This is a genomic window from Jeongeupia sp. USM3, from assembly GCF_001808185.1.
In the GTDB taxonomy this organism is placed as follows: domain Bacteria; phylum Pseudomonadota; class Gammaproteobacteria; order Burkholderiales; family Chitinibacteraceae; genus Jeongeupia.
The window spans coordinates 1,734,491-1,750,659 of record NZ_CP017668.1; the positions used below are offsets into that span (position 1 = coordinate 1,734,491).

Consider the following 16,169-nt stretch of genomic DNA (forward strand, 5'->3'; position numbering starts at 1 on the left):
CAAACCGTTACTGCAGGAATTCGAGCATGGCCGGCCACAGCAAATGGGCGAACATTCAACACCGCAAGGGTCGTCAGGACGCCAAGCGCGGTCAGGTCTTCACCCGGCTGATCAAGGAAATCACCGTCGCCGCCAAGATGGGCGGCGCCGATCCGAACATGAATCCGCGCCTGCGTCTGGCCATCGACAAGGCCAAGGGCGAATCGATGCCCAAGGACAATATCGAGAACGCGATCAAGCGCGGCTCCGGCACGCTCGACGGCGTCGACTACCTCGAAACCCGCTACGAAGGCTACGGCATCGGTGGTGCGGCGGTGATGGTCGACTGCCTCACCGACAACCGCACCCGTACCGTTGCCGACGTGCGCCATGCATTCAGCAAGTACGGCGGCAACATGGGCACCGACGGCTGCGTTTCGTTCCAGTTCAAGCACTGTGGCTACCTCGTGTTCGCGCCGGGCACCGACGAAGACGCGCTGATGGAAGCCGCGCTCGAAGCCGGCGCCGAAGACGTCGTCACCAATGACGACGGCTCGATCGAAGTCATCACCCCGCCGTACGAATTCGTCGGCATCAAGGAAACGCTCGAAGCCGGCGGTTTCAAGGCCGAAATGGGCGAAGTGACGATGAAGCCGCAAGCGGAAACCGAGCTCTCCGGCGACGACATCGCCAAGATGCAGAAGCTGATCGACGCGCTCGAAAGCCTCGACGACGTGCAGGAGGTGTACACCACCGCGCTGATGGACGAGGAAGACTGAGTCCGCAGCGACCGCAACATGAAAGGGCCTCACCGGCCCTTTTTTGTTGCCTTCCACTGCGCCAGCACGACCGTGACGACGGGAGATGCAAGTGACGGACCAGACCGGTTTCACCGTCGACGGCGGATCGCTGGCCGGCCGCATCGTCCGGCTCGAGCCATACATCGGCGCACTGAAACACGACGTTCGCATCGCGCTCGATTGCGATCCGGACGGCTGGAACCTGTTCGCGATGAGCGGCCAGGGTATTCACTTCGAATCGTGGTGGACGACGATCATGGCGCAGGTCGACGCCGGCCGGTGGATCGCCTATGCGGTCCGCGAGTGCGCCAGTGGCCGTATCGTCGGTACCAGCAGCTTTCTCAATTTCAAGCCGGCGCAGCGCGGAGTCGAAATCGGCGGCACCTTTCTGCACCCGTCGGTCCGTTCGACGCTGGTCAACGCCGGATCGAGTTGCTGACCGATGCCCGCAACCTGCGCAGCCAGGCCGCCATCGCGAAGCTCGGGGCGGTGCGCGAAGGCGTGCTGCGCCGCGATCGCACCACCTGGACCGGCCATGTCCGCGACAGCGTGCTGTTCGCGGTCACCGATCTGGACTGGCCACGCGTGCAGCAGACACTGGCGCGGCGGCTCTCGCCGGCCATTGACGACACCTGAAGGCTTGTCTGTCCCCGCGACGACCGCCATGCTGTGAGCGTGTCATCCGGCCACGCCCATGAAACCACTCAACCGCTACGCCTACCTCATCCTGCTTCTCGTCATCGCGCTGGCTGTCGGCGCCGACTACCGCTGGGCACTGTTCGAGCGCGTCGATGCGCAGGCCGGCGATGCACTGACGCGCGCCACCGTGAACGCCCGCGCGCCGTCGAACGACATCGTCGTCGTCAACATCGACCAGACCAGCCTCGAGCGGCTCAACGATGAGGCCGGCAGCTGGCCGTGGCCGCGGGCGATCCACGCCGAGCTGGTCTCGGCCATCGCCGCCCAGCATCCCAAGGCCATCGTCTTCGACCTGCTGTTCAACGAGGCGGACACCTTCCGTCTCGACAGCGACGCACTGCTGCGCGACACGATCGCCGCCACCCCGGACGTCTTCGTGCCGACGGTGCTGCTCGGCGACGGCCAGGGCGCGAAACTCGCCGACCTGCCCGCCCCGCTCGGCCTCGAACGCCTGCCCCACGCCGTTCCCGACGCGCGTGCGCCGCTGCTGCTGCCGCTGGTGCTGGCGCCGGCAAGCTGGCGCGGCGGGCTGATCAACTTCGACGCCGACCGCGACGGCATCGGCCGTCACTACCTGCGCTACGCCGAGCGGGACGGCTGGCGGATTCCGGCGCTGCCGACCGCGCTGGCACGGCACTTCGACTGGCCGCAGCCCGAGGTCCGGCGGATGCGCCTGAACTGGACGCCAAGGCATGCAACGGTCAGCTACGCCGACATCTACGCCGATGCCGGTCGCGAAACGCCGCAGCGGCCGAAGAACGAATTCACCGGCAAGATCGTGCTGATCGGCACCGCCGCGCCGGGGCTGCAGGACCTGCGCCCGACACCGCTGGCCAAGACCTGGCCCGGTGTCGAGATCCTGGCCACGGCAATCGACAACCTCGCACACGGCGACTGGCTGCGCGAAGCGCCACGGCCGTGGTTTGCCGTGCTGGCGCTGGCGATCGCGGCGCTGCTGACGCTGGGCTTCCAGTCGGGCATCAATACGCTCTGGCTCGGCATCGCCATGGCCGTCGCGTCGCTCGCCGGCGCTGCGGCGATGTGGCTGGCGCAGATGCGGCTGTGGTTCGCGCCGCTGGCGATGCCGCTGGTCTGGGGCTGGCTCTACTACGCGCTCGCCGCGCTGGTCGCCTACGTCAAGGAACGCGCACGGCGCGAAGCCACGGTGCGGCTGTTCGGCCGCTTCCTCGACCCGCGCGTCGTCGGCCAGCTGGTCGCCGGCGGCGTGATCGACAGTGCCCCGGCCGCGCGCGACGTCACCGTGCTGTTCTCGGACATCCGCGGCTTCACCAGCCTGTCCGAAACGCGACAGCCCGAAGAGGTGGTTGCTTTACTAAACCGTTATTTTTCACGGCAGGTCGCCGTCGTCTTCCGCCACGGCGGCACGCTTGATAAATTCATCGGCGACGCGATCATGGCGTTCTGGGGCGCCCCGGTCGACGACCCGGATCACGCCCGCCACGCCGTCGCCGCCGCGATCGAGATGGGCAACGAGCTCGAAGCCTTCCGTGCCGAACTGGCGCAGGCCGGTGCCGATTTCGGCCGCGATTTCGACGTGGGCATCGGTGTCCACACCGGCCGCGCCGTCGTCGGCTTCATTGGTGCCGATGATCGGCTCGATTACACGGCAATCGGCGATACGGTGAACCTTGCCAGCCGGATCGAGGGTCAAACCAAAGGGATCGCGCGGATTCTCGTGTCGCAATCGACCAGGGACGCCTGCGGCGATGCCTTCGGCTTCGGCGACTGCGGCGAGCATCACGTCAAGGGCCGCGCCGAAGCCGTGCGGCTGTACCAACCCTTCAAGGAGAAGCAATGAGATCGTTGCTTGCGATAGTGCTGCTGGGCCTGGCGAGCTTCGCCTGGGCCGAGAGCGGCACGCTGGTCCGCGCCAGCGACCTGAAGCAGAAGCCGTTCAGCGACGCCGCCAGCGCCGGCAAGCTGAGCGCCGGCGCGCGGGTCGACATCGTCGCGCGCCAGGGCGCGTGGATGCAGGTGAAATCGGGCAGCCAGGGCGGCTGGGTCAAGCTGCTGAATGTGCGCACCGGTAGCGGCAAGGGTAATGGCGGCGGGATCGGATCAATCGGCAGCGTGCTGGCGACCGGTTCGTCCGGCACCACCGTGACCACCGGCGTCAAGGGGCTGTCGAGCGAGCAGATCCGCAACGCCAGGCCGAACTACGCCGAGCTGAAGAAGCTCGACGGCTACGATGCGACGCGCCAGAGCGCCGCGGGCAGCGCGGCGGCCAACGGCCTGAAGCCGCGCAGCGTGCCTTATGTCGTATCGCGCGCGACGCCGTCCGACACGTCGTCGGGGAACGGCAACGATCCGCAAAACCGCCGGAGAGGCCCGTGATGCAACGCAGCAAGACATTCCGCCTCGCCGCAATGACGCTCGCCGCCGCGCTGGCCCAGCCGGCACTGGCATCGAGCCTGGCCGACTTCCTCGGCAAGGCGATGGAGAACCCGGACCTCGTCAATTCGGTTGTCGGCGCGGTGCAGAACACCATCGACGCCAACCGGACGATCGGGCCGAAGGAAGAGAAAACCCTCGGCGACGGCATGGCCGCCAACTTGCTCGGCGCCGCGCCGCTGGTCAACAGCGCCGGCTTGCAGACCTATGTGAACCAGGTCGGCCGCTGGGTCTCCAGCCAGAGCGAGGCGCCGAATCTCGACTGGCGCTTCGGCGTCATCGACAGCCCCAACGTCAACAGTTTCGCGACGCCGGGCGGCGTGGTGCTGATCACCCGCGGGCTGATGGACCGGCTGCGCAACGAGTCCGAACTCGCCGGCGTGCTCGGTCACGAGATCACCCACGTGCTGCGCCACCACGTGACGCGCGCCACGCAGTCGGGCAAGGGCCGCGAGGCCGTCGCCAACGCGCTGCAGGGCGTCGCCCAGTACAAGGCCGACGACGCGCGCCGCCAGCTCGGCGCCAATGTGCTGTCGGGCGTCTCGGAAGTGTATGTGCGCGGTCTGGACAAGGACGACGAGTTCGAGGCCGACGTCACCGGCATGGTGCTGGCCGCCCGCGCCGGCTACAACCCGTACGCGCTGGTCTCGGTGCTGCAGACGCTGGGCGAGATCAATCCGGCCGACGGCAGCGTCCAGCTGATGTTCAGCACCCACCCGAGCCCGCAGGCGCGACTCGACTACATCGACCGCAATGTCGGGGCCAAGCTCGAGAAGTACGCCGGCGGGGTCGAGAATACGCCGAGGTTCCGCGCTGCGACCGGGCGTTGACGGCGCGCACGGCCTTCGGGCCGGCGCCTGACGCAAAAAAACCGGCTTTGCCGGTTTTTTTGTATGCGCCGCGCCGGGATCAGAACTGGTAGCGCGCGCCGATCGAGTACTCGCTGTACTTGATGTCGTCGCCGCCTTCCATCCAGACGCGAGTGGCGCTGGGGTCGCCGAATACCCACTCGGCCGCCGCCGGCGTCAGGTCGGCATCGATGTTGTCGAAGCTCGTGCGGTAGAAGCCCGCTGCAGCGGTCACGGTCCAGTTGGTCGTGAGATCGTATTCGAGCCGGAACGACAGGCCGGTGGTCTTGGTGTCGCCTTCCGGATCATCGTTGAAGATGAAATCGGCATCCGGGCCGGCGATCAGGGCCTTGTCATACGTCGCCTTGTTGCGCCCCCAACTGACCAGCGCCTGCAAACGCAGCGACGGATTCAGGTCGAATTGCGCACCACCGAACAGCGTATAGCCGTTGGTGCGGATGTCGCCGGCGAAACTGCTGTCCTGGCCGCCGCCATCAAGGCTGACGCCCGTATATTCGTCCTTGCCGGTCTGCCACCTGGCGCCGGCCAGCACGCGGATCGCGTTCGCCAGCAGCGGGGACTTGTACAGGCCCTCAAGTGCAAAAGCGGTGCCGTGATCGTAGTCGTCGCCCTCGTCACCATACCCCTTCTGGTACAGGCCGCTGCCACGGACATCGAAAATGCCGTTGTCGTCGACGAACTTGTAGCCGACGCCGAATTGCGTGTTGTAGGCCTCGACATCCCTGGTCAGGACATTCTCACCGATGTCGAGGTAAACGCCTTCGCGTTCGACGGCCTGCGCCGCCATGGCTGAACCGAAAAAGGCGAGAGAGAGTACGGAAATCTGTTTTTTCATTTTTCTGTCTATGTTTGGTTATTTACTTACAAAAACGTGACTAATTATGAATTAAACGCCGGTTTCCGGCGAATCCGTAGGCGTTTTCCCTGACGGGCTTGTCGCATTTCTGAATCTTATTCATTCGTCATGCTTACTAAAAGCCACCAAAACCATCAGGCTTCTGATGCCGGAAGGAGGGTTGCGTCCGGCCAATCGAAGCCCTCGCACGGCGCCGCGCGTTCCACTGGCCGCCCACCCACCACGCCGTCCGGCCTTATAATTGGCGGACAACACCAACAGGACGCGCCCCATGCAGCCCTACGCTCAACGCCGTGCCGCGCTGGCCAGCCAGCTCGCCCCCGGCCTCGTGATCCTGCCGACGTCGCCGGAACTGAACCGCAACGCCGACACCGCCTTCCCCTACCGTTTCGACTCGGGCTTCTATTACCTCAGCGGCTTTGCCGAGCCCGAAGCCGTGCTCGTCATCGTCACCGTCACCGGCGACGCGCCGCAATCCATCCTGTTCTGCCGCGAGAAGAACCTCGAACGCGAGATCTGGGACGGCTACCGCTACGGCCCGGCCGCCGCGGCCGACACCTTCGGCTTCGATGCCGCCTACCCGATCGAAGAGCTCGACGAACGCCTCGTCGAGCTGATGAAGAACCAGCCGCGCGTCTACTTTCCGCTCGGCCAGGACAAGGACTGGGACGCGCGGCTGTCCGGCTGGCTGGCCGGCGTGCGTGCCTTCACCCGCGCCGGCGTCGCCGCCCCGGGCGAGATCGTCGAGGTGCGCGACGCGATCAACGAGATGCGTCTGTTCAAGGACGCGCACGAGCTCGACATCATGCGCCGCGCCGGCCGGATCAACGTCGAGGCGCACAAGCGCGCGATGCGCTTCGCCACACCGGGCTGTTTCGAGTACGAGCTCGAGGCCGAGCTGCTGCACGACTACTACCGCCAGGGCAGCCGCTTCCCGGCGTACACGAGCATCGTCGCCGGCGGCGCCAATGCCTGCGTGCTGCACTACATCGAGAACAACGCCCGCATCGCCGACGGCGCACTGGTGCTGATCGACGCCGGCTGCGAAATCGGCGGCTACGCGTCCGACATCACCCGCACCTTCCCGGTCAACGGCCGCTTCAGCCCGGCGCAGAAAGCCGTCTACGAGATCACGCTGGCCGCGCACGAAGCCGCGCAGGCCGAAGCACGCCCCGGCAACAGCTGGGGCGCGGTGCACGACGCGGCAACGCGCGTGCTGGCGCAGGGCATGCTCGACCTGAAACTGCTGAAGGGCTCGCTAGCCGAAGTGCTCGAAACCGGCAGCTACCGCCAGTTCTACATGCACCGGACCGGCCACTGGCTCGGCCTCGACGTCCACGACGCCGGCGCCTACATGCGGAACGGCGCATGGCGCACGCTCGAGGCCGGCATGGCGTTCACGATCGAGCCGGGCTTTTACATCCGCCCGGCCGACAATGTGCCGGCCGAATTCGAGAACATCGGCATCCGCATCGAGGACAACGTCGTCATCACCGGGACCGGCTTCGAATGGCTGACCGACGGCTGCCCGAGAACGGTCGCCGAGATCGAAGACTGGATGGCACAGCGATGATGACCGAACGCCTGCCCGAACATGTCGACGTCGCCATCGTCGGCGGCGGCCCGGTCGGCGCGCTGCTGGCCTTGCGGCTGGCCGACGCCGGCATCGATGCGCTGGCGATCGAGGCGCGCGTGACCACGCCGGCCGACCCGCGCGCGCTGGCGCTCTCGCACGCCAGCACCGAGGCGCTGGCCCGCGTCGGCCTGTGGCACGACGAGCTCGGCGCCACCGCGATCACCCGGGTCCACGTTTCGCAGGCCGGTACGCTCGGCCGCACCGAACTGTCGGCGGCCGAAATCGGCCTGCCGGCGCTCGGCCATGTCGTGCCGTACAGCAGGCTGGCGGCGCTGGCGCTCGAGCGGCTCAAGGCCGGGCCGGTACTGAAGCGGCCCAAGGCCGACCATGCCACCGTCGCGCTCGGCACCACCGTCACCGGCGTCGACCGGCTCGCCCGCTATGCGCGGCTGAGTCTGGCGACGCCGCAAGGCATCCACCGGCTGACCGCCGGCCTCGTCGTGCTTGCCGAGGGCGGCCAGTTGCTGGCTGCGCTCGACGACGTCGAGCAGTCGGTCAAGCCGTACGACCAGCACGCGATCCTGGCAACGATCACGCCGGCCGAGCCGCACCGCGGCGTCGCGTTCGAGCGCTTTGCCGACGACGGCCCGATGGCGCTGCTGCCGAACGGCGACGACTACACGCTGGTGTGGACGCAGACGCCCGAAGGCGCCGAAGCCAGGCTCGCGCTGTCCGACGCCGAATTCGTCGCCGAGGTCAGCCAGCGCTTTGCCGGCCGGATCGCCGGCTTTGTGAAGGTCGGCCCGCGTGCGAGCTGGCCGCTGGCGCTGAAGACGCTCGATTCGGTCGTCGGCCGCCGCGTGGTGATGATCGGCAATGCCGCGCAGACGCTGCATCCGGTCGCCGGTCAGGGGCTGAACCTCGGCCTGCGCGACGCGGCGACGCTGGCCGAGCTGCTGGCGGTCACGCCGCCCGCCCAGCTCGGCGACGCGGCGACCTTGGCGCGCTACGCCGCCTTGCGCCGCAAGGACGCCGGCCGGGTTACGCGCTTTACCGACGGACTGATCGGCTGGTTCGAATCACCGAACCCGCTGCTCAAGCACGTGCGCAGCGCCGGCCTCTTGGCGCTCGACCAGATCGGCCCGCTGCGGCGCGGTTTCGCCCGCAAGATGGTTTATGGCGCGCGTTAGCGCTGCGGTCTACGGCGCACGCTGAAGCCGCCTGCGCCGGGCCGGCCGTCAGGCCAGGGGCCGGCGGCGCAGCTCGATCTCGACCAGCCGCCCCATGTCGACCAGCATCTCGCGCTCGAACGGCTCGAGCGTGCGCGGCGCGCGGTCGATCAGGCACAGGGTGCCGAGCATCGCGCCGTTCTCGGCCTTCAGCGGCACGCCGGCATAGAAGCGGATGTACGGCGCATCGGTCACCAGCGGGTTGTCGGCGAAGCGCGGGTCGAGCAGCGCATCCTCGATGACCATCAGCTCCGGCTGCAGGATGGTATGACCGCAGAACGACACGTCGCGCGAGGTTTCGGTCGCGTCGATGCCGCACACCGACTTGAACCACTGGCGGTTGTCGTCGATCAGGCTGATCACGGCGATGGCGACGCGGAAAAAGCTCGCGGCGGCGCGGGTCAGGTTGTCGAAACGCTCCTCGGGCTCGGAGTCGAGGATCAGCAGGCTGTGCAGCGTGGCCAGCCTGGATGCCTCGTCGGCGGGAAAACAGGGGGCTTGCATGGGGTTGGATGCTCCGTGATGACCCGGGATCGCCTGCTCGGGATCGACTCATCCCTGGCTCGCGAAAATTCGTTTCGCTTAAATATTTACATCGAACTTTCTAAATAGCCAGAAATACGCCGTCACCGGCCGCCGCCGCACGCGACACCACGTGCCTTGCCGCCCCTTCCTGCCACATTCCTCCTCCTCCGCTTCCGGTCTGCCCACGGTGCGGCCATGTCCGGCATGGCGGCTTCGGCATGCGCCGCTCGCCGGTTCCGTCGGGTCAATCAAGAAAATTATTTTCTTGATAAAGCCAAAACAATCGTAGTAACTTCGAAAAAATTTCACGAACAGGGGACAGCAATGGCAGCGCATCCGTTTTTGACGCACCCGATCGCAGCATCCGGCAAGGGTCTGGGCAGCTTTGCCGCCGGCGACACGCTGGGCGATGTCGCCGGGCTGGGCTGGAACATCCTTGCCGAGGACGTGAGCCTGCCGGTGGCGGTGCTGCGCGGCGAGCGCATCGCGCACAACCTCGTCTGGATGCGCGACTTCATCGCCCGCTACGGCGTCAAGCTGGCGCCGCACGGCAAGACGACGATGAGCCCGGCGCTGTTCCAGCGCCAGCTCGACCACGGCGCCTGGGGGATCACGCTGGCGACCGCGTCGCAGACGCGCGCCGCCTACCGCCACGGCGTACGCCGCGTGCTGCTCGCCAACCAGCTGGTCGGCCACGGCAATATGGCGATCATCGCCGCGCTGCAGGCCGACCCGGATTTCGATTTCTACTGCTGTGTCGACTCGGCCGCCAACGTCGATGCGCTCGGCGCCTACTTCACCGTCCGCGGCCAGACGCTGAAGGTGCTGCTCGAACTCGGCGTGAGCGGCGGCCGCACCGGCGCGCGCGACGCCAAGGCCGAGGACGACGTGCTCGCGGCGATCGCCCGCTGGCCGGCGCTGCAGCTTGCCGGCATCGAGCTGTACGAGGGCGTGCTGAAGACCGAGGCCGAGATCCGCGCCTTCCTGCAGCGCGCCGCGTCGCGGCTGCGCCAGCTGTGCGACGACGGGCTGATCGGGACCGGCAGCGCCATCCTGTCCGGCGCCGGCTCGGCGTGGTACGACATCGTCGCGTCCGAATGGACCGGGCTGACGCTGTCGCGACCGGTCGACATCGTGCTGCGCCCCGGCTGCTACCTGACCCACGACGTCGGCATCTACAAGGCCTCGCAGGCGCGGATCGACGCCGACAACCCGGTCGCACGCGAGATGAACGCCAGCCTGCTGCCGGCGCTGCAGCTGTGGGCCTATGTGCAGTCGATGCCCGAGCCGGGCCGCGCGATCATCGCGCTCGGCAAGCGCGACGCGGCGTTCGACGCCGGCCTGCCGCAAGCTGCGCTGCAGCACCGGCCCGGCGAGGCCGCACCGCGCGCGGTACCGGCGCACTGGGAAGTCAGCGGCATGATGGACCAGCACGCCTATCTCGACGGCCTGCTGCCCGGCGACGACCTCGCCGTCGGCGACCTGATCGCCTTCGAGATCTCGCACCCCTGCCTGACCTTCGACAAATGGCGCCAGCTGGCGATCGTCGACGAGGCCTACACGGTGACCGAACTGGTCGAGACCTTCTTCTAAGCACGGCGAACAAAACCCTGCTGGCCGCGTTGCGCTCACTTGCCGTACCACTTGTACCGTCTGCGTTTCGCGCGCCTTGCCAGCACCGTTGCACCGGGTTTGCGCCCGGCAGGAAGTGCCCTTGGGGCATTAGCCGCTCCAAGCGTTCCACCCGCCGGCCAGCCACACCGGCGCCCCCGGCCCGATGCACGAATGCCCCAGAGAGGGCGCGGCTCCGGGCATGGAAAACGGCTTCGGTACCGCCTTCCCCGGCGGTGACCGGCGCCGGTAATCACTACAACAGGTCCAGGAGTCGTTAACCATGCTCGCCAGCAATTCGCTGCTGCTCTACGCGCTCGTCGCAATCATCGCGCTGATCCTCCTGATCGCGCGCTACAAGCTCAACCCGTTCATCACGCTGACCGTCATCTCGCTCGGCCTCGGCCTCGTCGCCGGCATGCCGGTCGGCGACATCGTTTCCTCGTACGAAGGCGGCGTCGGCAAGACGCTCGGCCACATCGCGCTGATCGTCGCGCTCGGCACCATGCTCGGCAAGATGATGGCCGAATCGGGCGGCGCCGAGCGCATCGCCCGGACGCTGATCGCCAGGTTCGGCGAGCACAACGTCCACTGGGCGATGGTGTTCATCGCCTTCCTCGTCGGCCTGCCGATCTTCTTCGAGGTCGGCTTCGTGCTGCTGGTGCCGATCGCGTTCAACGTCGCGCGCCGCACCGGTACGTCGCTGCTGCTGGTCGGCCTGCCGATGGTCGCCGGCCTGTCGGTCGTCCACGGCCTGATTCCGCCGCATCCGGCGGCGATGATCGCCGTCGGCGAATACCAGGCCAACGTCGGCCGGACGATCTTCTACGCGCTGCTCGTCGGCATCCCGACCGCCATCGTCGCCGGCCCGCTGTTCGCCAAGTTCATCGCGCCGCGCGTGCAGCTGCCGGCACACAACCCGCTCGAGGACCAGTTCATCCACCAGGACGGCGAACGCGAGCTGCCCGGTTTCGGCATCACGCTGTTCACCATCCTGCTGCCGGTGTTCCTGATGCTGGTCGGCGGCTGGGCCGATGCGCTCGCCAGCAAGGGCACGCTGGCCAACGACCTGCTGCACTTCATCGGCAACTCGGTCGTCGCCCTGCTGATCGCGACGCTGGTCAGTTTCTTCACGCTGGGCTTGGCACGCGGCTTCTCGCGCGAGACCATCCTCAAGTTCACCCAGGACTGCCTGGCACCGACGGCCGGGATCACGCTCTTGGTCGGCGCCGGCGGCGGCCTGAACCGCATCCTCGTCGATTCGGGCGTCGCGCACGAGATCGTCTCGCTGTCGAACGTGCTGCACATCTCGCCGCTGCTGCTGGGCTGGATCATGGCCGCGCTGATGCGCATTGCCACCGGCTCGGCCACCGTGGCGATGAGCACCGCCGCCGGCATCGTCGCGCCGATCGCGCTGGCGCAGGGCTATCCGCATCCGGAGCTGCTGGTGCTCGCCACCGGCGCCGGCTCGCTGATCCTCTCGCACGTCAACGACGGCGGCTTCTGGCTGATCAAGGAATACTTCAACATGACCGTTGCCCAGACCTTCAAGACCTGGACGGTGCTGGAAACGCTGGTGTCGGTCGTCGCCCTCGTGCTGGTGCTGGCGCTGTCACTGGTGATCTAGCCGCGACCGGCCTGCCGCAGCCCGGACAACCGCATTCAAAAGGACCGCATGAGCACTTCCGACATCGTTTTCCAGATCCGCGCCCGCTACGACCAGCTCTCGGCCACCGAGCAGAAGGTGGCCGACGCCGTGCTGGCCGACCTGGCCTTCGCCGCCGGCGCGACGATCAACGCGCTGGCCGAACGCGCCGGCGTCAGCATCGCGACGATCTCGCGCTTCGCCAAGGTGGCCGGCTGCGACGACGTCCGCGACCTGAAGCTGCGGCTGGCGCAGGCCGGCGCGATCGGCGCGCGCTTTCTCGCCGATGCCGCCGAGGACAACGTGTTCTACAACCGGATCTGCGCCGAGGTCGAGGACGCGCTGCACCAGAGCCTCGCGCACTTCTCGGAGGCGCAGTTCCGCGCCGCCGCGAAGCTGATCGACAAGGCGCGGATGACCTATGTCGCCGGTTTCGGCGGCGCGTCGACGATGCTCGGCGACGAAACGCAGTTCCGGCTGGCGCGGCTCGGCTACCCGGTCGCTGCCTGCCACGACCCGGTGCTGCTGCGCATGTTCGCCGCGACGCTGTCCGAACGCGACGTGCTGCTCGTGCTGTCTGTGTCCGGCGTGACGCCCGAACTGCTCGACATCGCCGACATCGCCCGCCAGTACGGCGCCAGGCTGGTCGTGATTTCGGCGCCGGATTCGCCGCTGGCCGAACGCGCCGACGTGCTGCTGCCGTTTCACGTCGACGAGACCGATTTCATCTACAAACCGTCGGCGTCGCGCTACGGAATGATGCTGGTCATCGACGTGCTCGCCACCGAGCTCGCGCTGCTGCACAAGGAACACAGCAAGGAAATGCTGCGCCGGCTCAAGTTCGTGCTCGACGATTACCGTGGCGGCGGCGACCAGCGCATGCCGCTCGGCGATTAGCGTGGCCGGCATGCTGGCCCTGTTGTCTGCCGTACCCGCTGCCCGCACTCGGCCGCCTTGCCAGCGCGCTGCATTTTCGCCCCGCAAGGAAGTGCCCCCGGGGCAGCGGCCACGTGCCAACCTGGAGACCCCATGTACGATCTGATCATCCGCAATGCCCGCATTCTCGACGGCGACGGTGGCGAAACCGCCGGTGCCGTCGCCGTCCGGGACGGCCGCATCGCCGCCGTGGTCCCGCAGGGCGGCGAGTTCGACGCCGGCGCGCGCGAGGACATCGACGCCGCCGGTCTGGCGCTGGCGCCGGGCTTCATCGACATCCACACCCACGACGACACCAACGTGATCCGCCAGCCGGCGATGCTGCCCAAGCTGTCGCAGGGCGTGACGACCGTCGTCGTCGGCAATTGCGGCATCAGCGCCAGCCCGGTACGGCTCAGGGGTGAGCCGCCCGACCCGATGAACCTGCTCGGCGACGCCGGACACTTCGTCTACCCGCGCTTCGCCGATTACCGCAACGCCGTCGACACGGCCCGGCCGGCGGTCAACGTCGCCGCGCTGGTCGGCCACACCGCGCTGCGGCAGAACCACATGGACAGGCTCGACCGCGAAGCGAGCGACGCCGAGATCGCCGCGATGCGCGCCGAGCTCGACGACGCGCTGTCCTGCGGCGCGCTCGGGCTGTCGACCGGCCTCGCCTACGCGTCGGCGTTCTCGAGCAGCACCGATGAAGTCAAGGCGCTGGCCGAGGTGCTCGACGCCCACGGCGGCGTCTACACGACGCACTTGCGCACCGAATTCGACGGCATTCTCGATGCGCTCGACGAGGCGTTCGAGATCGGCCGGCATGCGCGCTCGCCGGTGATCGTCTCGCACCTCAAATGCGCCGGCGCCGGCAACTGGGGCCGCAGCCGAGAGGTCATTCCCCGTCTCGAAAACGCGGCCGGACGTCATCCGGTCGGCTGCGACTGCTACCCGTACTCGGCAAGTTCGTCGACGCTCGACCTCAAGCAGGTCACCGACGAGTTCGACATCCTGATCACCTGGAGCACGCCGCACCCCGAGGAGGCCGGCCGCAAGCTCGCCGACATCGCCGCCGGCTGGGGCGTGCCGATGCTCGACGCCGCGCGCCGGCTGCAGCCGGCCGGTGCAGTCTACTTCGGCATGGACGAAAACGACGTCCGCCACATCCTCGCCCACCCGCTGACCATGGTCGGCTCGGACGGGCTGCCGAACGATCCGCTGCCGCACCCGCGGCTGTGGGGCGCCTTTCCGCGCGTGCTCGGCCACTACAGCCGCGACGTCGGGCTGTTCCCGCTCGCCGAGGCGGTGCGCAAGATGACCGGCCTGTCGGCCGACCGCTTCGGCCTGACCGACCGCGGCCGGATCAGGGCCGGCCATTGCGCCGACCTGGTGCTGTTCGATCCGGACCGGATCCGCGACGTTGCGAGCTTCGGCGATCCGCAGCAGGCCGCCGACGGCATCCGCGGCGTCTGGGTCAACGGCGTGCTGTCGTACCGGGACAAAACCGCGACCGGCCTGCGTGCCGGCCGCTTCCTGCCGCGTCAGACCGACGTGCGCACCACATTCAATGCTCAACAGGAGAACTCACATGTCTGACATCACCCGCATCGGCGTCGAAGGCGGCAAGGGCACCGGCGGCCAGCACCTGCCGTTCGCACGCGCGGCCGGCGCCGACGGCTGGCTGTTCGTATCGGGCCAGGTACCGATGGTGAACGGCGAGATCATCGACGGCGGCATCGTCGCGCAGTCGCACCAGGCGATCCAGAACGTGCTCGCCATCCTCAAGGAGGCCGGCTACGGCCCCGAGCACGTCGTCCGCTGCGGCGTCTGGCTCGACGATCCGCGCGACTTCATGTCGTTCAACCGCGTGTTCATGGAATACTTCGGCGCCAACCCGCCGGCGCGCGCCTGCGTGGTGTCGAGCATGGTCGTCGACTGCAAGGTCGAGGTCGACTGCGTCGCCTACAAGAAGCCGTAAGGGGGTGCCGATGAACATCGGAGCCCTCGGCGAGGCGATGATCGAGCTGTCCGGCCAGCCGCTCGAGCGCCGCTATGGCGGCGACACGCTCAATACCGCCGTCTACCTGGCGCGGCTGCTCGGCGACGCCCACGACGTCCGCTACCTGAGCGCGCTCGGCGACGACGGCCTGTCCGAGCAGCTCGCCGCCGCCTGGCGGGCCGAAGGCATCGACACCGACCGGCTCGCCCGGCTGCCCGGCCGTCTGCCGGGGCTGTATCTGGTCGAGACCGACGATGCGGGCGAGCGGCGCTTCCACTACTGGCGCAGCGACAGCGCGGCGCGGCACTGGTTTGCCGCCGGGCTCGATTTCGCCCGGCTATTCGACGGACTGACCGCCATCTACCTGTCCGGAATCACGCTGGCGCTGTTTCCGCAGCCCGAGCGCGAGCGGCTGATCGACGCGCTCGCGGCGTTCAAGGCAAGCGGCGGCAAGGTCTGGTTCGACAACAACTACCGGCCGCAGCTGTGGCCGGAGGCCGACGCACGCGCCGCATACCGCCGGCTGTACGCGATCGCCGACGTTGCGCTGATCACCGAGGACGACGAGACCCGCGTTTTCGGCGACGACAGCGATGCGCTGATCGCCCGCGTGCTGGCCGCCGGTTGCCCCGAAATCGTCGTCAAGCGCGGCGCGATGCCGGCCATCGTCGCCAGCGGCGGACAACTGGTCGCGGTCGCGACCCAGCCCGTCGAGCACGTCGTCGACACCTGCGCCGCCGGCGACTCGTTCGCCGCCGGCTACCTCGCGGCACGGGTCAAAGGCGCCACCCCGCCCGATGCGGCCCGCGCCGGCCACGCGCTGGCCGGGCTGGTGATCCGGCATCCGGGGGCGATCATGCCGGCGGCGGCGATGCCGCAATAAGCGGCAACCGCGTCGATCGGCGGTGCCGATTGATACGCACGCTGATCCGCGCGGTTTTCCCGGCACGATGAACGGGGCGCGGCTTGCACGCGCCATGACGGGCGGTTGTATTAATTGATAACGATTATCAATTATAATCCGCCCGTCATTGCCTCCGTGCCAGTCCCC

General features: G+C 67.9%; 16 protein-coding genes. 14 read left to right on the forward strand and 2 right to left on the reverse strand.

Annotated elements, in window-relative coordinates; all coding sequences use genetic code 11:
* Positions 1-26 precede the first annotated feature (26 nt).
* From BJP62_RS08230 to BJP62_RS08250, 6 genes are all read left to right on the forward strand, one after another.
* Complete coding sequence (locus tag BJP62_RS08230; protein ID WP_070528788.1) at positions 27-758, forward strand: YebC/PmpR family DNA-binding transcriptional regulator; 732 nt, start codon at positions 27-29, stop codon at positions 756-758.
* A 91-nt stretch (positions 759-849) separates the two neighbouring features.
* Positions 850-1,218 carry a GNAT family N-acetyltransferase gene (locus BJP62_RS18835; RefSeq protein ID WP_205700985.1) on the forward strand — a complete coding sequence of 123 codons (369 nt, stop codon included), beginning with the start codon at positions 850-852 and terminating at the stop codon, positions 1,216-1,218.
* Positions 1,212-1,415, forward strand: coding sequence for a GNAT family N-acetyltransferase (locus BJP62_RS18840; protein WP_205700986.1), 204 nt, complete (start codon positions 1,212-1,214; stop codon positions 1,413-1,415). The genes BJP62_RS18835 and BJP62_RS18840 overlap by 7 nt, the downstream gene beginning before the upstream one ends.
* Positions 1,416-1,473: 58 nt before the next feature.
* A complete protein-coding gene (locus tag BJP62_RS08240; protein WP_070528790.1) occupies positions 1,474-3,297 on the forward strand; it encodes an adenylate/guanylate cyclase domain-containing protein in 1,824 nt (607 codons plus the stop codon).
* Positions 3,294-3,833: a hypothetical protein gene (locus tag BJP62_RS08245; protein ID WP_070528792.1), complete on the forward strand. Its 540-nt coding sequence runs from the start codon at positions 3,294-3,296 to the stop codon at positions 3,831-3,833. The genes BJP62_RS08240 and BJP62_RS08245 overlap by 4 nt, the downstream gene beginning before the upstream one ends.
* Positions 3,833-4,720 (forward strand): M48 family metalloprotease, encoded by an 888-nt coding sequence (locus BJP62_RS08250; protein ID WP_070528795.1) that lies wholly within the window; start codon positions 3,833-3,835, stop codon positions 4,718-4,720. The genes BJP62_RS08245 and BJP62_RS08250 overlap by 1 nt, the downstream gene beginning before the upstream one ends.
* 79 nt (positions 4,721-4,799) lie before the next feature.
* Here BJP62_RS08250 and BJP62_RS08255 read toward each other — a convergent pair whose 3' ends face one another.
* Positions 4,800-5,546, reverse strand: a complete 747-nt coding sequence (locus tag BJP62_RS08255; protein ID WP_070528797.1) for an autotransporter domain-containing protein — start codon at positions 5,544-5,546, stop codon at positions 4,800-4,802.
* A gap of 340 nt (positions 5,547-5,886) precedes the next feature.
* Here BJP62_RS08255 and BJP62_RS08260 point away from each other — a divergent pair, with 340 nt between their 5' ends.
* Together BJP62_RS08260 and BJP62_RS08265 are read left to right on the forward strand one after the other, a co-directional pair.
* Positions 5,887-7,188, forward strand: a complete 1,302-nt coding sequence (locus tag BJP62_RS08260; protein WP_070528799.1) for an aminopeptidase P N-terminal domain-containing protein — start codon at positions 5,887-5,889, stop codon at positions 7,186-7,188.
* Complete coding sequence (locus tag BJP62_RS08265; RefSeq protein WP_236943682.1) at positions 7,185-8,381, forward strand: FAD-dependent monooxygenase; 1,197 nt, start codon at positions 7,185-7,187, stop codon at positions 8,379-8,381. Before BJP62_RS08260 ends, BJP62_RS08265 begins: the two co-directional genes overlap by 4 nt.
* 48 nt (positions 8,382-8,429) lie before the next feature.
* Here the strand turns inward: BJP62_RS08265 and BJP62_RS08270 are convergent, their stop codons facing one another.
* Positions 8,430-8,924 carry a GAF domain-containing protein gene (locus BJP62_RS08270; RefSeq protein ID WP_070528800.1) on the reverse strand — a complete coding sequence of 165 codons (495 nt, stop codon included), beginning with the start codon at positions 8,922-8,924 and terminating at the stop codon, positions 8,430-8,432.
* A 345-nt stretch (positions 8,925-9,269) separates the two neighbouring features.
* On the opposite strand from BJP62_RS08270, the gene BJP62_RS08275 reads away from it, so the two are divergent.
* The 6 genes from BJP62_RS08275 to BJP62_RS08300 all read left to right on the forward strand — a co-directional run bounded on the left by BJP62_RS08275 (position 9,270) and on the right by BJP62_RS08300 (position 16,001).
* A complete protein-coding gene (locus BJP62_RS08275; RefSeq protein ID WP_070528802.1) occupies positions 9,270-10,538 on the forward strand; it encodes an amino acid deaminase in 1,269 nt (422 codons plus the stop codon).
* Positions 10,539-10,839: 301 nt separating this feature from the next.
* Positions 10,840-12,183 carry a GntP family permease gene (locus tag BJP62_RS08280; RefSeq protein WP_070528805.1) on the forward strand — a complete coding sequence of 448 codons (1,344 nt, stop codon included), beginning with the start codon at positions 10,840-10,842 and terminating at the stop codon, positions 12,181-12,183.
* Positions 12,184-12,231: 48 nt separating this feature from the next.
* Positions 12,232-13,098, forward strand: a complete 867-nt coding sequence (locus BJP62_RS08285; RefSeq protein ID WP_070528808.1) for a MurR/RpiR family transcriptional regulator — start codon at positions 12,232-12,234, stop codon at positions 13,096-13,098.
* A 132-nt stretch (positions 13,099-13,230) separates the two neighbouring features.
* Positions 13,231-14,715 carry an amidohydrolase family protein gene (locus BJP62_RS08290; protein WP_070528810.1) on the forward strand — a complete coding sequence of 495 codons (1,485 nt, stop codon included), beginning with the start codon at positions 13,231-13,233 and terminating at the stop codon, positions 14,713-14,715.
* Positions 14,708-15,097 (forward strand): RidA family protein, encoded by a 390-nt coding sequence (locus BJP62_RS08295; protein WP_070528813.1) that lies wholly within the window; start codon positions 14,708-14,710, stop codon positions 15,095-15,097. Before BJP62_RS08290 ends, BJP62_RS08295 begins: the two co-directional genes overlap by 8 nt.
* Before the next feature lie 10 nt (positions 15,098-15,107).
* Complete coding sequence (locus BJP62_RS08300) at positions 15,108-16,001, forward strand: sugar kinase (protein WP_070528816.1); 894 nt, start codon at positions 15,108-15,110, stop codon at positions 15,999-16,001.
* Positions 16,002-16,169 lie beyond the last annotated feature (168 nt).

What these genes read in the sequence shown, in the direction of transcription:
- BJP62_RS08230 (WP_070528788.1), top strand. Translation starts at nt 27, where the DNA reads ATGGCCGGCCACAGCAAATGGGCGAACATTCAACACCGCAAGGGTCGT.
- BJP62_RS08240 (WP_070528790.1), top strand. Translation starts at nt 1,474, where the DNA reads ATGAAACCACTCAACCGCTACGCCTACCTCATCCTGCTTCTCGTCATC.
- BJP62_RS08245 (WP_070528792.1), top strand. Translation starts at nt 3,294, where the DNA reads ATGAGATCGTTGCTTGCGATAGTGCTGCTGGGCCTGGCGAGCTTCGCC.
- BJP62_RS08250 (WP_070528795.1), top strand. Translation starts at nt 3,833, where the DNA reads ATGCAACGCAGCAAGACATTCCGCCTCGCCGCAATGACGCTCGCCGCC.
- BJP62_RS08255 (WP_070528797.1), bottom strand. Translation starts at nt 5,546, where the DNA reads ATGGCGGCGCAGGCCGTCGAACGCGAAGGCGTTTACCTCGACATCGGT.
- BJP62_RS08260 (WP_070528799.1), top strand. Translation starts at nt 5,887, where the DNA reads ATGCAGCCCTACGCTCAACGCCGTGCCGCGCTGGCCAGCCAGCTCGCC.
- BJP62_RS08265 (WP_236943682.1), top strand. Translation starts at nt 7,185, where the DNA reads ATGATGACCGAACGCCTGCCCGAACATGTCGACGTCGCCATCGTCGGC.
- BJP62_RS08270 (WP_070528800.1), bottom strand. Translation starts at nt 8,924, where the DNA reads ATGCAAGCCCCCTGTTTTCCCGCCGACGAGGCATCCAGGCTGGCCACG.
- BJP62_RS08275 (WP_070528802.1), top strand. Translation starts at nt 9,270, where the DNA reads ATGGCAGCGCATCCGTTTTTGACGCACCCGATCGCAGCATCCGGCAAG.
- BJP62_RS08280 (WP_070528805.1), top strand. Translation starts at nt 10,840, where the DNA reads ATGCTCGCCAGCAATTCGCTGCTGCTCTACGCGCTCGTCGCAATCATC.
- BJP62_RS08285 (WP_070528808.1), top strand. Translation starts at nt 12,232, where the DNA reads ATGAGCACTTCCGACATCGTTTTCCAGATCCGCGCCCGCTACGACCAG.
- BJP62_RS08290 (WP_070528810.1), top strand. Translation starts at nt 13,231, where the DNA reads ATGTACGATCTGATCATCCGCAATGCCCGCATTCTCGACGGCGACGGT.
- BJP62_RS08295 (WP_070528813.1), top strand. Translation starts at nt 14,708, where the DNA reads ATGTCTGACATCACCCGCATCGGCGTCGAAGGCGGCAAGGGCACCGGC.
- BJP62_RS08300 (WP_070528816.1), top strand. Translation starts at nt 15,108, where the DNA reads ATGAACATCGGAGCCCTCGGCGAGGCGATGATCGAGCTGTCCGGCCAG.